Here is a 14,590-nt window from a genome sequence, read left to right as displayed (position 1 = left end):
CCCGGCGCCCCCGGCCCAGACCCCGCTCAGGCGCCTGGGCTCAGCCGGCGCCGCAGCCGCACTGCGCGAGGGCGGCCACTGCGCCGTCTATCGCGGCCAGCGCCGCCGGCCGCGTCTGCGGAGTGAGCCCGTTCGCGACGAACGAGAACACGAGCAGCCGCCCCTCGGCGTCGACCGTGTATCCCGTGAGCGCCGCGACAGCCAGCAGCGTGCCCGTCTTGGCGCGCACGACGCCGGCCCCCGCCTCCGCGGGCCCGTCGCCGAAGCGCTCGGCGAGGGTCCCGGTGAGGTGGGCCACGGGAAGGCCCCCGAGGGCCTCGCGGAGGCGGGCGTCCGAGCCGACGGCCATGGCGCGGACAAGGCCGGCGAGCGCCTCCGGGGTGAGACGGTCCGAGGCGGCCAGCCCGGAGGCGTCGTCGATCACGAGCCCCTCGGCCGAGCCCAGGATGCGTTCCGCCGCGGCACGCGCCGCGAGCGTCGCGCCCGCGCCGCTCGCCGGGCCCCCAGCCGCGGCGGAGGCGAGCCGGGCGAGGGCCTCTGCGGCGTAGTTGTCCGACTCGCGCAGCATGAACCGCACCTGCTCGGCGATGCTCGCGCTCTCGACCGCGGCGATCTGGCCCGGGAGCGGGGCCGCCGGGGGCTGGGGGGCAGCGGCGCTCGGGGCCGACGTGGCTCCCGGGGCTGTGCTTCCCGGGGCTGTGCTGCCCGGAGCTGTGGTTCCCGCGGCAGCCGTGCCGGTGCCGGCTCGGTCCCCCTCGGGCTGCCTGACCGACTCGGAGAGCGCCGCCCGCCCTGCGCCCTGTCCCTCGGGGACCCGCTCCACGCCGGGGGCCACGCGCATTCCGGAGCCGGCCAGGGCGGTCTCGAGGGCGTTCCGGAAGGCGGCGGCCGCCTCCTTGGCGGGGTCCGACGGACGCGGCCCCGCGAGTCCCGGCGCCCGGCGCCCGCCGTAGAGCGCAAGGGCCTGCACGGGCCCGATCTCGCCCGCCTCGACGTCCTCGGGCGCCCACGCGGGGCTCAGCGCGGGACCGGTGAAGAGCGAATCGTCGAACTGGACGGTCACGGTGGCGAAGGCCCCGGACGCGGGTGGCGAGCCGGTGCCGCCCGTGCCGGCACCCCCGGCACCCGCGCCCGCGGAGGGCGGGAGGCCGCCGTCGTCCGTGCTGCCGGTGCTGCCGGTGCTGCCCGTGCCAGTGCCGCCCGCACCGGTCAGCGCCTGCGCCGCCTGCTCGGCGAGGGTTGCGAGGCCCGCGCGCCCCAGCACGTCCTCGGGACGGGACGCGCCCTCCCCGAGGAGCACGTCCCCGCCGCCCACGAGGACCACCGACCCCGGCTGCGCGCCCCGGACCACCCGCGTGGAGAGCCGCGCGTCCGGGCGCAGCGACGTGAGCGCGGCGGCCGCGGTGACGAGCTTGAGGTTCGACGCCGGGGCACGCCCCTCCGTGGCCGCGCGGGAGTAGAGCGGACGGCCAGAGGCGTCCAGGACCACCGCGCCCACCGTGCCCGAGCGGAGGTCCAGCCGCGGGTCGAGGAGCTTCGCGAGCGCGGCAGGGTCGGGGCCGGGGGCGTCGGAGTCCAGCAGGGCCGCGCCCGCGAGGGTCGGGGCGGACGACGGCGCGGCGAGCCAGGCGGGCTGCGTGCCGGTCGGCGTCGGGGCCGGGTCCAGGCGCGCGCGCACTCCCGCGGCGACGCCCGTCGCGAGCAGCGCTCCCGCGCACGCGAGGGCCACGGCGAGTGCGGAGGCAATCAGGACGGCGGCGGAGCCTGCCCGAGGACGGCCCGGATCCGGGCGGCCGTCATCGCGTGTCATTTCATCCTCGGGGTAGGTACGGCCCGGGCGGGGTTCCGCGGCCGGGCGATATCCTCATGGTAGTCGCCGCCCACCGGGCGCCTGCCCGCCAGGGCCGGGAGCGGCCCCAACCCAAGCTGCCAGCCAAGGAGCGATATGAAGCACGACGTCACGATCGAGATCCCCCGCGGCTCCCGCGTCAAGTACGAGGTGGACCACGAGACCGGCCGCGTCCGCCTGGACCGGGTCCTGTTCACCTCGATGCAGTACCCCACCCACTACGGGTTCTTCGACAACACCCTCGGCGAGGACGGCGACCCGCTCGACGCACTCGTCTGGTACCCGGATGTCGACCTGTTCCCGGGCGTCATCGTCGAGGCCCGCCCGATCGCGATCTTCAACATGGAGGACGAGGCCGGCGGCGACGCGAAGCTCGTGTGCGTGCCCGCGGACAAGCGGTTCGACCACATCACGGAGTCCTCGCAGCTGCCCCAGGAGCTCATCGCCGAGATCGAGCACTTCTTCAGCCGCTACAAGGACCTCGAGCCGGGCAAGTGGGTCAAGCCCGCAGGCTGGGCCGACCGCGCCGCCGCCGAGGCCGAGCTCGAGGCCTCGATCAAGCGCTTCGGCGAGGGCCACTGACGGCTCGAGGCCATCGACAGCTCAGGGCCGCCGCCCGCGCCTGAATCCCGCGGAGGGGGCGATGGGAACCACTCCCCATCGCCCCCTCCGCCAGCTCTCTCCTAGGCTGGCCTGAGACGACGCGCCCTACTGCGCGTCGGACCCTGCGTCCACGGGGCGCAGGATGAAGGGGGGAACATGGCGATCGGCGCTGGGGCGAACGTCGAGGAGCTGCGGGCGCTGGCCCTGCAGTTCGGGAAGGCGTCCAAGGAGCTCGGCAGCCGCGGACAGGAGCTCAGCGCCCTCCTCGGCAGGCTCGACGTGTGGCGGGGCAACGACGCCGAGGAGTTCACGCAGCGCTGGAACCGCCAGCACAAGCCCGCGCTCCTGGCCGTCTCACGGCAGCTCCACGAGGCCTCCAGGACGCTCCTGGCCAATGCAGCGGCGCAGGAGGAGACCTCCGAGGCCTCGACCGGGTCGATGCCCTCGGGCACCGGCGGCCCCGCGGGCACCCCCGCGCAGGCCGGCGAGACGAGCGCCCTCGGGGTCCTCCACGACCTCTACGAGACGGCCGGCGGGGCAAAGACGTTCGGGTCGGCGGCCTGGAACGCGATCAACGCGGCCCGCCTCGGCCTCGACGACTGGAAGCTCACCAAGAGCCTGTTCACGAGCTGGGCCGACGTCGGCGAGCTCGCCCGGGACGGCATCCGCAGCCTCCGCGCGGGCGACAGCCTCTCAGACGTCTACCAGACCATGCGCGCCGGGATCCCCTACAGCGAGGCGTTCGAGAACGCCGGACGGTTCTCGCAGTCCATGCGCTGGGCCGGCGCCATCGCAGGCCCCTTCGCCGTCGCGGGCGGAATCCATGACATCATCAGCCCCTCGCACGACGGCTGGCGCGGCACCGGGGACCGCGTGGCGGGCGGGCTGTCCGCAGTGGGTGGCGTCGGATCGATGATGCTCGCGACGGCGGGCGGCGCGGCGCTGCTCGGCCCGATCGGCGCGCCGATCGTCATCGGCGCAGGCCTCGTCGCCGCGGGCTGGACCGTGGGGAACCTCGTGTACGACAACTGGGACTCGATCACGGGCTTCGCCGGCGATGTCGGCGGGACGATCGCCGACGGCTTCCACGAGGCCACGGATGCCGTCTCGGACGCTGCCAGTAGTGTGGTGGACGGCGTCTCCGACGCCGCCGGCGCCGCAAAGGACTTCATAGGAGGGCTCTTCGGATGACACAGGCACAGATCACGTGGACCGAGAGGGACATCCGCTGCGCGGCCACCGTCCTGGACTCCGCTGCCGACGACGGCCATGAGCTGCCCACCCTCACCGACGAGGAGATCCTCGCCCTTGACGGCCCGGCCCGCGAACAGCTCGTCGAGCTGCCGTGGATCGCCTCCGAGGGGGTCGAGCGAGAGGCGGCCGCCGCCGTCGCCCTCCGTGGCCTTCTCGTCAAGGGCATCGCCTATCCCGTCCACGCAGAGGGGGACCCGTCCCCGCGTCGGCTCGAGGCCGCCGTCGAGCACACCGGGGCGCTCACGCTGCGCCGCACTTCGGAGCGGCTCGTCCGGCTCGAGCGCCAGGTTTCGACCGGCCGCCGCTGGATCTACGCCTACGTGCACGACGGCGGGGTCCTCGCCGAGGAGATCGACGAGTCCGGCCTGCATACGTTCCGCGTGTTCACCCCAGCAGGGATCGGCCCGTGGCTCGCGCGGTTCGTGGACCCAGAGGATGCCGCGGCCGCGGACGGCGACCCCGTGCTCCTGGACCAGGCCCAGTTCGAGGAACAGGCCGGCGAGCGCCTCGCGGACACCCGCGCGGCGACCACCGTCAGCGCCCTGGCGGCGCACGGACCGGACCGTTCGTTGAGCATCTACACCTCATCCACGGGGGTCGCCGTCCTTACGCCGCTGGGTGCCGAGGGCGCCACCGACCCAGCCGACGCCGTCGAGCTCCGCGATGTCTCGGGCCCCACCCTCGCGGGGCTCCTCGCGGACCTGACGGCGGGCATCGGCGCATGACGAAGGCACCGTCCACCAAGCTCGTCGACGCCGCCACCGGCGGGAAGATCCACGCCGTAGCCGCCACGGGCCAGCAGTTCGCTGCCGCTCCGGCGGCCCGCGTGTTCTGGTCCCGAGCGCTCGACGCGGCGGTGGTCCTCGCCGCCGCCGCGGCCGTGATGGTCCCGGTCCTTGGGCTCATGGGCCGCTCGCCCGCCTCCGAGGGGGCGCTCGCCGCAGTCGGCGCTCTGCTGTGGTTCGCCGTGGTGTTCGCCTACGGGATGATCTCGGGCACCGTGGGCGCCGTGGGCGACCACGCGGGCGGCTTCCGGGCGGTAAGGCTCGACGACGGCAGTCGCCCGGGCGTGTGGCGCGGGGGCTGGCGGGCCGTCCTGTGGAGCTTCGCGCCGCTCTACGCGGTCGTGACGGTCGTCGGCATGCTCTCGGGCTCGACCACGGGGGACTGGTCCGAACGGTACTCGACCCGGGACCTCCGGGCCGGGATCGAACGCGGGATGCCTCCCGTTCCGGACCCGCGCATCGCCGAGCGCGAAGCCCGGGCGGCACGTGCCGCGGCCCGCGCCGAAGCCCGCGGCGCGGAGGGCGGACAACGCCGAGGGAACTGATCCTCCACCCTCCCACCGGTGGCCGCGGCTAGGCTCTGGCCATGTACACGGTCACGATCAATCAACGCGACCGCCAGGCCGGGGACCGGGTGCCCGCGCTGCTCAAGGCCCTCGCGCGCCTGCACCCCGAGGTGCCCTTCGACCGGACCGTGGGCGATGAGGCCCAAGCCGTCTTCACGCAGCCGGGCCCCGCCGTCGAGGCCGCGCTTGCTGCGCTCCGGCCAGATGCGTGCGGCAACGTGCGCTGGAACGTGGGGATCGGCGTCGGGCCCCTCGAGGAGCCACTGCCACTGGGCGTCTCCGAGGCGCGGGGGGCCGCGCTCGTCTACTCGCGGCGGGCGGTAGAACGGGCGCAGCTCAGCGGTGAGGCGCCCGCGATCGCCGTGGACGGTGCGGAGCCGAGCCTCGCGCACGACGCCGAAGGGGTCCTCCGGCTGATCGGCCTCGCCGTCACGAAGCGGACCGTGGCGGAGTGGCGCGTCCTCGACCTCCTCACCCCCGGCGTCCGGGGGCAGCAGAAGGCCGTGGCAGAGGCCCTCGGAATCACGGCCCAAGCCGTGTCGAAGGCCATCGCCCGCGCGCACTGGAACGAGGAGTGGGCGGCCCGCCCAGCCGCTGTCCGGCTCTTAGCCCTCCTCAACGCCGCACCGGGCGGTCCGGGACGCTAGAGGAGCGAACGCAGGATCGCGGCGGCGCCGTCCTCCTCGACGGTGGCGGTGACCTCGTCGGCGGCGGCCTTGACCTCGTCCGGGGCCTGCCCCATCGCGACGCCGCGGCCGGCCCACTCGAGCATCTCGATGTCGTTGCGGCCGTCGCCGATCGTGACCGTGTCCTCGATCGGGACGCCGACGAGTTCGCGGACGTTCTCGAGCCCGCTGGCCTTCGTCACGCCGTGGGCCGCGATGTCCAGCCAGGCCGTCCAGCCCACGGAGTAGGTCACGCCGTGCAGGCCGATCGCCTCGACGGCCTGGCCGAACTCCTCCGCCGTGGAATCGGTGGAGAACACGACGAGGCGGACGGCCTCGGCCTCGAGCAGCTCATCGAAGGAGACGCCGCGGGCCTCGACCCCGAAGCTCGCGTCCTGGAAGCGCTCCGTGGAGAGGAACGCGCCGTCGATCGACTCGAGCGCGTACTTGGCGTTCGGGAGGCGGCGGCGCAGGGCCCTCAGCGCGGGCGCCGGGTCGAAGGAGCGGCGGTCGATCACGGTGTACCCGCCGTTCGATCCCGCATGGATCTGCACGGTGACGCCGCCGTTGCTGCACACGGCATAGCCGCGCTCGATCCCGAGCAGCTCGACGATGGGGAGGGTGGCTCCGAGGGACCGCCCGGTCGCGACGACGACCTCGTGGCCTGCCTCGACGATGGCGGCGCCTGCGTCGCGGATGGCCGGAGACATGTGGCCGTAGTGGTCCACGAGTGTGCCGTCCACATCGAGGCCGACGAGCTTGCGGTTGACAGTGGTGCGCTGGTCATCGGTGCCAGCGTTGAGCGTTGCAGTCATGGGTCTAGTAGACCACCCCGCGGCTGGCCGCCCCTAGGACGCCCGCCACAGGCTGGCGTGAACGCGCGGTGAATACTCACAGCCCTGCGCACAGTGTGAGTGTTCACCTTGGGCCACGGCGTGGCGCGTTGCCCGCGGCCTGCGCCGCGTCCCCACGCCACGGCTTCTGGACGGGACCTCGCGCCGTGACGCGTGGTTGCGTCCGCAAGCTGCGGTCGGGTGAAAGCCCGATCACAGGGGTGCTGACTGGCGCCGCGGTACTCCTGCCCTGTGGAGGATTGCAGCGAACCGCTGGGGCTCCATGAGGTCCGCCCATGTCCAACGCACCATCCCGTAGCCGCAGCCACGGACCTCATCCTCGCGGCGCTTCTCCTCCACGACGACCTGGGCCGCCGACTTCCCCGATAGCTCAAGTGAACGCAGGTACTTCTTGAGCCCGTCGAACTCGCCGACCAGACGGATACTGCGCCAGAGGTAGTCCACTCGGGCAATCCGGCGACCGGCACGGAGTATCCAGACTTGGAGCTCGGGTGTCTCGAACCCCAGCTCCCACATGAGCGCGCGGCCGAACGACTCCCCGACCGACTCCGAGACCCCGTCGCCGAAGTCCAGGACGCACTGCGCCCGAACCCGCGCGCTGGCAGATGGCAGCGTTGGCACGAGCGCGCGCAGCTGGCTCAGTGAGCGCTGCGCTTTGAGCCCCGACCGCTGGGCCAGAAGCGCGTCCACCACGACCACCGCCTCCGCGAAGGGCAGCCGATGGATCGTGTCTGCGAACGCCGCATCGAACGGTTCGATGCGCAGGGCAAGGCCGAGGTGCGGGACGTAGAAGGACTCCGACGGCCCGGGCGTCCACAGGTGCTTCGCATGCGGAAAGCCTTGCGGCAAGGGGCCAGCGCGCTTGTGCGTCTGGGTCCATGCCCGGACCGCCTCGGGCTCGTTGCCGTAAAGACCAGTCGGACGGACCGAGCCCGCCCGCGCCGGGCTGGCTGTCCGGTACCGAACATGGGTGGGTGTCCGGGCGAACTCGACCCCCCAGGCCATCAGCGCCGTCTCCCGGCACAGCACCGGGGGCTCTTCGGCCAGTGCGAGGGACGCCGTCGTGATGGCGTAGCGGTCCTCGGCTGTGCCCGCGAGCCACTCCCCGACCGGGACGTAGATGCCGCGGCGCAGGCGGACCAGTTCTCCAGCCGCGTATGCCCGGCTGAGATCACGAGGGCTGCGACCAGTGGTACGGCGCCCAGCCGAACTTGAGAACGAGACAGCAGGAAAGCGCATAGCCTTCAGCCAAACGGAAGTGAGGAGCTCGCGCGACGTCTTTGCGACCGTATGTGGACAACTCCAGCGCTCACGCTGCTTGTCAGTTTTCGAAGTCGCGTGCACGAGTGAGCGAAGTCCTGTGCACAATGCCTTCGCGCCGAAGGCCTGCGGACAAGGATAATCACTGAGATCGCTCCAAGCCATTCCAGCGCCGTCGGGGGGTGCACGATACCGCGACTTCCCACAACCCGATCACAAGAGGCCAGTCGGGCATGTAGCTCGACTGAGCCCTGAGCCCTCGTGGTCAGCCCCTTCCGCAACGAGATCTCTTCGCCTGGCTCGAGTCGGTCATCGCGTTCGAATCGCTGACAGAAGGGATAGTCATCGGTGGTGATGATGATCTTCCGTGGCCGTTCCGGTAAGTGGCTCTTCGACCGCCCTGACTTTTCGCGTGCCCGGCAGGAAGACCCCGTGGACAGTCCACGGCGGGGACAGTGGGGCTGCATCTCCAGAATCAATCCGAACTGCCCTCTGGGTTACGGAGGGTCGCCGAGTGGCATTCAATTTTCACTTCTCGCTTCCCTTCCCATGCGACGGTCACCGTGATGCCTTCCCCGGCCGAAACTTCAATGCCTGCGATCTCGCTCAATCCCCAGTTTATATCTTCCGGGTGAGACACCATCCAATCGGATAATCCTCCAATTAGAATCATGGACTTCACTCCATCCAACCTCAGAGTGCAGATTCTTGAAACTTCAAGGACATCGGATCGCACACTTCCAATGTCATCGAAAACTAGATTCAAGTCAATCTCTATTGAATAACCATAATTTACAAGGCGCAATTCGGCCAGAAGGCATTCTGAGAAGCCATTGAACCGGTCAAGGGCTTTCTGCAGGGATTCAACCCGTTGATCAGTCATCGCGAAAAAACCTCGATTCCGTGAGTACTGCTGGGCGGGGCGACGTTCCCGAACTCATCGAGATTGTTTCCGGCCCGACTTTCAGGCCGATGCCGCGCTCCGTGAGGTCGTGGACGATGTTCAGCAGATGGCGCAGGTCCCGACCGAGCCGGTCCAGCTTCCACACCACCAGAGTGTCCCCGTTTCGGAGGGCCTTCAGGCAGGCTGCGAGCTCCGGCCTGTCGTCGCGTTTCCCCGACGCCCGGTCCTCGTACACGGCCTCGGGGTCGACGCCGGCGGCGAGGAGCGCGTCGCACTGCAGATCTGTGGTCTGTGACCCGTCGGCCTTCGACACCCGGACATATCCGACGAGCATGGCTTCCTCCGTCACTTATACGGCCGATTACGTGACAGAACACCAAGTACGCCAAAGCCAAGTCCCGGATGTCACGTAATGCGTCGCTTATTCTACGTCTCGCTAACGTCCTGCCCCCGGCTAGCGTGACTTCCCCGGTGGATCGCCCTGAGGCGCATGGCCTCGGTCTGAGTGGGAAGGTTCTGCTCCGGGATCCCGAGCATGATGAGGTCCTCGCGCACGGTGGCGAACCTCTTCGAGCCAGGGTTCGGTGCGAGCAGGGCCAGCAGGCGGTGCGCCTCGAGAGGGTCCGCCCGCGCCGCTGCGAGGGCGTCCTCGAGCGCCTGGTTCAGCTCGGCCGCCCGGACCGCTTCGGGCGTCCTCCCGTCGGGCAGCGGCCTGTGGGGCTCGGCGGTCAACAGAGCACCTAGGGTGCCCTCGGCGGTGATCTCGCCGGTCTCGATGAGGTGCAGGGCTGCCGATGCGGCTTCGAGTGTGGCCTGCTGTCGGGGCCAGGGAAGCGCCTCGTACGCCCGCCAAGCGCCGACGACTCCTGCACGCAAGGGGTGACCCGCCGCCTCCCAGACGAGGGTCACCGACCTTCGTGACCGCGCCGGCAGCTTCGAGAGGGGGATGGAGATCTCGTCGATGAGGGTGCGGAGAAGGCGGAACCAGACACCCGCATGCACGGTCCGGCGCGGAAGGGCGACGGTCCCGGCCTGCAGGGCGGCGTGGGTGAGCCGGTCCATCGCCACGACGGCGGCCGGCGCCGGGGCCGGCGCTGTTTCGGGACTCTCCCAGAAGAAGCAGATGCCGGGAGCTCCGAAGGCCGGCTCGAGCCTGCACCCGTGGTCGGGGCAGGTCAGGGTCAGCGGTATCTGGGAGACGAGGGTGAAGCTGCGGGCGGCCTGCTGGGCGCTGCTGATGCAGCTCGGACAGGCGCGGCGCATCGGTATCCGTCGGGGGTCCGCGGGCAGCCATGGCCGCCAGCCAGACAGCAGACGGCGCGGCCTCGCCGTCGGGCCCAGGAGGACGGAGTGCTGGAGGACGTAGTTCTCGAATGCCTTGCCTGGCTCGGGACCGACCGGCTCAATGAGCCAGGGTTCCCAGCCTGCGAGGGTCATCCGCCGCACCCGGTGTTCGGGGACGGCAGTCCGTTCGGCCAGCGTTCTGAGCAGCTGCTCCGGAGGGGCGGAGTCGATGCCGGCCATCGGATCCCGGGGCATGTCAGTCCCGGCCAGGGTGAGGCTGTGGCGGAGGAGGGCGTCGGGGGTCATGCCGTACGCTCCTGCGAGCCGCCACAGCCAGGAGGAGAGTGCCTCTCCTTCCGTCGGGGCGGGATGCAGGGGCCAGCAGGCCGTCACGTCAGGGTGCGTTCGAACGTCCTGCGCCGTTCGGTGGGTCCGGCGTACGGGGCCGCGAGCAGGGTGCGCCGGTTGATGGACTCCTCGCCTGATTCGATGGCCACCGCGGCGGTGGCCGTGAGCAGGTGGGCCAGCTCGCCGATGGTCCCCTCGCTGCGGGCAAGCAGGTAGGAAGCCATCTCCTCCGTGGCGATCGGCGAGGGGCGACAGAGCGGGAGGGCCGCTGCGAAGCTCGCCAGCAGCGAGCACGTCTCCGGCCCGGGCTCCCACCGGGGCAGGGGGAACGGCTCGAAGCGGTTCTCGAGCTGGTCGTCGGACCGGATCGCCAGGTAGGCGTCCCTGGTGCCCACTCCCACCAGCGGGATGCGCAGCTCGTTGCCCAGGAAGCGGATCAGGTTCAGGAACTCCCGCCGGACGTCCCCGCGCCCGGCCAGGACATTGTGGAGCTCGTCGATGACCAGCACCTTCACCCCGACCGCGCGGAGCAGGGCCAGCGTGGCCTGCTCGAGCTCCGCGACGCGCTGGCGCGGGCGGACCGGGGCGCCCATCGCGGCCTGCAGTGCGACGTAGAAGCGGGCCACCGAGGGCTCGGAGGGCATCTGCACGACCAGCACCGGGATCTGCTCGCAGTCCGGAAGGGAGACGGCGGGGTGGAGCCGTCGGAACTTCTCGATGACCATGGACTTGCCGTTGTTGGTCGGGCCTATCACCAGCAGGTTCGGCATCCGCTCCCGCTGCGGCCAGACGAACAGCGCCTCCAGCCGCTCCAGCGCCTGGTTGGCCTTCGTGTAGCCGATCCACCGGTCAGCGCGGAGGGAGCGCAGGCGGTCAGCAGCCGGCAGCAGCGCCGTGGCGCGGATGCTCTCGTGTAGGTGTTCGAGGCCCGCCTCCGGCGCCCGAGTGCCTACCACTGCTCGATCACCTCGAACGGCGCCGGCCCCGGCGACGGCGACGGCGGCGCGGGCGGAGGAGCTGGCGGCTGCGAAGGGGACGCCGCTGCTGGGGTGCGGCGGCGCCGTTTGGCGTTCCGTCGCGCCTTCCGAGTGGCAGCCGTTGCCGTGTCGGTGATGGCGCGCATCTGATCGACCACGCGGAACAGGGCCTCCTCGTCGACCTGGGCCTTGCCTTCGGTGCGCAGGCGCTGCACCGCCGCCCGCTGCTCCCACAGGGTCACCGGCGGGCGGGACAGGGTCCGGTACGGCACCGGCAGGTACGAGCCGCCCTCCGGGTCCAGGGCCCAGATCCGGCTGATGTCGCGCGGGTCCCGGCGCAGCACGAAGGAATCGAGCTGTCCGCGGCGGGCGACCCAGGGCTTGAGGGCATCGCTGAAATAGTGCACGTGGTCCAGGACGAATCCCGTCCGTGCCAGCCTCCGGCGGTAGACCGGCAGGAAGTCGACCAGGAAGGACGACCCGTCGGCCACGACCGGCGGCGGGGTCTTCCCGCATGCTTCCTCCCAGCGCCGCTGCGGGGTCTGCCTGGTCGTGCCATGCACCTGCCCGTGGTAGACGGCGACCGCCAGGGCCAGCCAGCGCTCGAGCTCGGCCATGGTCAGCGAGGCCTTGGCCTCGGAGTCATAGCTGCCCCGCTCGGCAGGGTTGGAGAACGTCGTGCCGGGCAGCTCGTGGACCATCCCCATCATCGTGCCGATGACCCGTTCGACGATCCCGCCATAATGGGGCTGCCCGGGAGGCCTGTAGCGCAGCGCGATCCCATGCTGCTCGCAGCCCCTGCGCAGCGCTTCGCCCTTGAACTCCGCCGCGTTGTCCAGATACAGCTCGCGCGGCTTCCCGCTCATCGGCCAGTCCGCCTCGACGCCGGTCCGCTCAAGCCACGGCCTCTTGTCCGTGGCCATGTGGGCCAGGCACAGGCCCACCGACAGAGCCGAGGGCGCCTCCAACGTCACGACCAGCCCGACAATGCAGCGGCTGAACACGTCGATCCCCACGGTCACGTAGGGGCGGCCGATCGGAAGGCGCTCCCGCTCGTCGACCACGACCACATCCACCACGGTGTGGTCGATCTGGACCTGCTCGAGGACCTCCCCCACAGGAGGGACGCGGCCGCCGGCCGACTTCAGCCGACGCGCGCCGTCGGCCCCCTCCCTGGCAGTGGCCGTCGCCAGAGGATCCAGCCCGGCGACACGGCGGGCAACCGAGGATCGCGACGGGACCGGCAGGCCGCGCCTGCGGCACAGGCGCGCGATCTCCCGGTGCGCCGCCGCGACGGTCTTCCTCTGACGGTTCGCATACCCACCCGAGAGCACCTCGCCGACCACGGCGTCCACGTCCTCCGGCAGCCGAGACCCACCCCGGCCGCCGGACGACCGGCCCGGAACCATGTCCGAGGCAAGCCCCTCGCCCTCGCGCCACCGGCGCAGGAGCGCATAGACCTGGCGCCTCGAAACGCCCAGAGCCCCCGCCGCGGCATCCACCGCGCCGCCAGCCAGCCGCTCGGCCGCCGCCAGAGGGCCGATCACCTCCGCGCGGCGGACCGCCGAAGCCCACACGGGCTCCGGCACCGAGAGCAGACCCCGCTCGGTTACCCGGCCGTCGTCGACCGCGCCATCCTGCACGCCACCATCAAACGACGCATATCCGTGCAGAGGACTTCGGACACGCCGGATGTTCGAAGTCCCCTGCACAAGCCCGCGATTGCGCGGTCAGCTGTGCAGACGACTTCGAACTTTGACACTGCTGTTCTTCTCGTACAACCTCACCTCGGGTTGCGGACAGGACCCCGCGCCAGAGCGCGAGGTCCTGTCCAGAACCCGAGGGTCCTGTCCAGAACCCGAGGTACGTCATGGCAGGCAGACACCGGCCCAAGGCGGCCGGGCGGGCTGACCCCGCGGGCTAGAGGACCGGGAGGATCTCGAGGCCGCCGAGGTACGGGCGCAGTGCGGCCGGGACGTTCACCGAGCCATCCGCGTTCTGGTGGTGCTCGAGGATCGCCACAATCCAGCGGGTGGTCGCGAGGGTCCCGTTGAGGGTCGCGACCGCGCGGGTCCCCTTCGCGTTGCCCTCGGCGTCCACAGCCCGCTCGCGCACGTTGAGGCGGCGCGCCTGGAAGCCCGTGCAGTTCGAGGTCGAGGTCAGCTCACGGTACCGGCCCTGGGTCGGGACCCATGCCTCGCAGTCGAACTTCCGCGCCGCGCTCATGCCGAGGTCGCCGGCGGCGGTGTCGATGACCCGGTACGGCAGCTCGACCTTCGCGAGCATCTCCTCCTCCCACGCGAGCAGGCGGGCGTGCTCGGCCTCCGCCTCCTCCATGGGCACGTAGGAGAACATCTCCACCTTGTTGAACTGGTGCACGCGGATAATCCCGCGGGTGTCCTTGCCGTGCGAGCCGGCCTCGCGGCGGTAGCACGAGGACCACCCGGCGTAGCGCACGGGGCCGTCCGAGAGGTCCATGATCTCGTCCGCGTGGTACCCCGCGAGGGCCACCTCCGAGGTGCCCACAAGGTAGAGATCATCCTCCGCGAGGCGGTAGATCTCGGCGTCGTGCGCCACGTCGAAGCCCGTGCCCTGCATGGTCTCGGGCCGCACGAGCGTGGGCGTGATCATGGGCGTGAACCCGGCGGCAACGGCCTGGTCCATGGCCATCTGCAGGAGCGCGAGCTCGAGGCGGGCGCCCACGCCGCGCAGGAAGTAGAACCGCGAGCCGGAGACCTTGGCCCCGCGCTCCATGTCGATCGCGCCGAGCAGCTCGCCGAGCTCGAGGTGGTCGCGCGGCTCGAAGCCCTCGGCCGCGAAGTCCCGCGGGGTGCCCACGGTCTTGACCACGGTGTAGTCGTCCTCGCCGCCGGCCGGGATGCCTTCGATGATGAGGTTCGGCACCGTGCGCATGAGCTCGTCCATCTCGGCCTGCGCCTCGTCCGCGGCGGCCTGAGCGGCCTTGACGCGCCCTGCGAGGTCCTTGACCTCGGCGAGCAGCGCCTGCTTCTCCTCGCCCTTCGCGGCCGCGACCCGCTTGCCGAACGCGTTCTGCTCCGCGCGCAGAGTCTCGTACTCCGTCAGGGACGCACGACGGCGGGAGTCGGCTGAGACGATCCGGTCCACGAGCGCTTCGTCCGCTCCGCGGGCACGCTGGCTGGCCCGGTACTTCTCAGGGTTCTCGGTGAGGTCCTTGACGTCGATCACGAGTCCAAGACTAACGGGCGGCCGCCGCCGGGAC

The 14,590-nt window shown here is 71.3% G+C and carries 14 protein-coding genes; 5 read left to right on the top strand and 9 right to left on the bottom strand.

The window, feature by feature from the left end; translation table 11 throughout:
• Positions 1–40: 40 nt before the first annotated feature.
• Complete coding sequence (locus ABCQ75_RS04340) at positions 41–1,810, bottom strand: D-alanyl-D-alanine carboxypeptidase (RefSeq protein ID WP_345883313.1); 1,770 nt, start codon at positions 1,808–1,810, stop codon at positions 41–43.
• A gap of 135 nt (positions 1,811–1,945) precedes the next feature.
• On the opposite strand from ABCQ75_RS04340, the gene ABCQ75_RS04335 reads away from it, so the two are divergent.
• The 5 genes from ABCQ75_RS04335 (at position 1,946) to ABCQ75_RS04315 (ending at position 5,704) form a co-directional block, all read left to right on the top strand.
• A complete protein-coding gene (locus tag ABCQ75_RS04335; protein ID WP_345883312.1) occupies positions 1,946–2,431 on the top strand; it encodes an inorganic diphosphatase in 486 nt (161 codons plus the stop codon).
• A gap of 177 nt (positions 2,432–2,608) precedes the next feature.
• The gene (locus ABCQ75_RS04330) at positions 2,609–3,643 is read left to right on the top strand and encodes a WXG100 family type VII secretion target (protein ID WP_345883311.1); all 1,035 of its coding nucleotides are present in this window, start codon (positions 2,609–2,611) and stop codon (positions 3,641–3,643) included.
• On the top strand, positions 3,640–4,431 hold the full coding sequence (locus ABCQ75_RS04325; RefSeq protein WP_345883310.1) for a hypothetical protein: 792 nt from the start codon (positions 3,640–3,642) through the stop codon (positions 4,429–4,431). The genes ABCQ75_RS04330 and ABCQ75_RS04325 overlap by 4 nt, the downstream gene beginning before the upstream one ends.
• Positions 4,428–5,036: an RDD family protein gene (locus ABCQ75_RS04320; RefSeq protein ID WP_345883309.1), complete on the top strand. Its 609-nt coding sequence runs from the start codon at positions 4,428–4,430 to the stop codon at positions 5,034–5,036. The genes ABCQ75_RS04325 and ABCQ75_RS04320 overlap by 4 nt, the downstream gene beginning before the upstream one ends.
• Before the next feature lie 41 nt (positions 5,037–5,077).
• Positions 5,078–5,704 carry a hypothetical protein gene (locus ABCQ75_RS04315; RefSeq protein ID WP_345883308.1) on the top strand — a complete coding sequence of 209 codons (627 nt, stop codon included), beginning with the start codon at positions 5,078–5,080 and terminating at the stop codon, positions 5,702–5,704.
• Here ABCQ75_RS04315 and ABCQ75_RS04310 read toward each other — a convergent pair.
• The 8 genes from ABCQ75_RS04310 to serS all read right to left on the bottom strand — a co-directional run bounded on the left by ABCQ75_RS04310 (position 5,701) and on the right by serS (position 14,556).
• On the bottom strand, positions 5,701–6,537 hold the full coding sequence (locus tag ABCQ75_RS04310) for an HAD family hydrolase (protein ID WP_345883307.1): 837 nt from the start codon (positions 6,535–6,537) through the stop codon (positions 5,701–5,703). The genes ABCQ75_RS04315 and ABCQ75_RS04310 overlap by 4 nt on opposite strands.
• A gap of 231 nt (positions 6,538–6,768) precedes the next feature.
• Complete coding sequence (locus ABCQ75_RS04305; protein ID WP_345883306.1) at positions 6,769–7,815, bottom strand: type IV toxin-antitoxin system AbiEi family antitoxin domain-containing protein; 1,047 nt, start codon at positions 7,813–7,815, stop codon at positions 6,769–6,771.
• Positions 7,816–8,311: 496 nt separating this feature from the next.
• The gene (locus ABCQ75_RS04300; RefSeq protein ID WP_345883305.1) at positions 8,312–8,719 is read right to left on the bottom strand and encodes a hypothetical protein; all 408 of its coding nucleotides are present in this window, start codon (positions 8,717–8,719) and stop codon (positions 8,312–8,314) included.
• Positions 8,712–9,074: a recombinase family protein gene (locus tag ABCQ75_RS04295; protein WP_345883304.1), complete on the bottom strand. Its 363-nt coding sequence runs from the start codon at positions 9,072–9,074 to the stop codon at positions 8,712–8,714. The genes ABCQ75_RS04300 and ABCQ75_RS04295 overlap by 8 nt, the downstream gene beginning before the upstream one ends.
• Positions 9,075–9,166: 92 nt before the next feature.
• On the bottom strand, positions 9,167–10,417 hold the full coding sequence (locus tag ABCQ75_RS04290) for a TniQ family protein (protein ID WP_345883303.1): 1,251 nt from the start codon (positions 10,415–10,417) through the stop codon (positions 9,167–9,169).
• Entirely contained in the window at positions 10,414–11,328 is a 915-nt protein-coding gene (locus tag ABCQ75_RS04285; RefSeq protein WP_427916036.1) for a TniB family NTP-binding protein, read from the bottom strand. The genes ABCQ75_RS04290 and ABCQ75_RS04285 overlap by 4 nt, the downstream gene beginning before the upstream one ends.
• Positions 11,322–12,992 (bottom strand): Mu transposase C-terminal domain-containing protein, encoded by a 1,671-nt coding sequence (locus ABCQ75_RS04280; RefSeq protein ID WP_345883301.1) that lies wholly within the window; start codon positions 12,990–12,992, stop codon positions 11,322–11,324. The genes ABCQ75_RS04285 and ABCQ75_RS04280 overlap by 7 nt, the downstream gene beginning before the upstream one ends.
• A 277-nt stretch (positions 12,993–13,269) precedes the next feature.
• The gene (gene serS, locus ABCQ75_RS04275; protein WP_345883299.1) at positions 13,270–14,556 is read right to left on the bottom strand and encodes a serine--tRNA ligase; all 1,287 of its coding nucleotides are present in this window, start codon (positions 14,554–14,556) and stop codon (positions 13,270–13,272) included.
• Positions 14,557–14,590 lie beyond the last annotated feature (34 nt).

Origin of the sequence: Sinomonas halotolerans (assembly GCF_039615075.1) — a bacterium.
GTDB classification, from domain to species: Bacteria; Actinomycetota; Actinomycetes; order Actinomycetales; family Micrococcaceae; genus Sinomonas; species Sinomonas halotolerans.
This window is presented reverse-complemented; position numbering and strand designations above follow the sequence as displayed.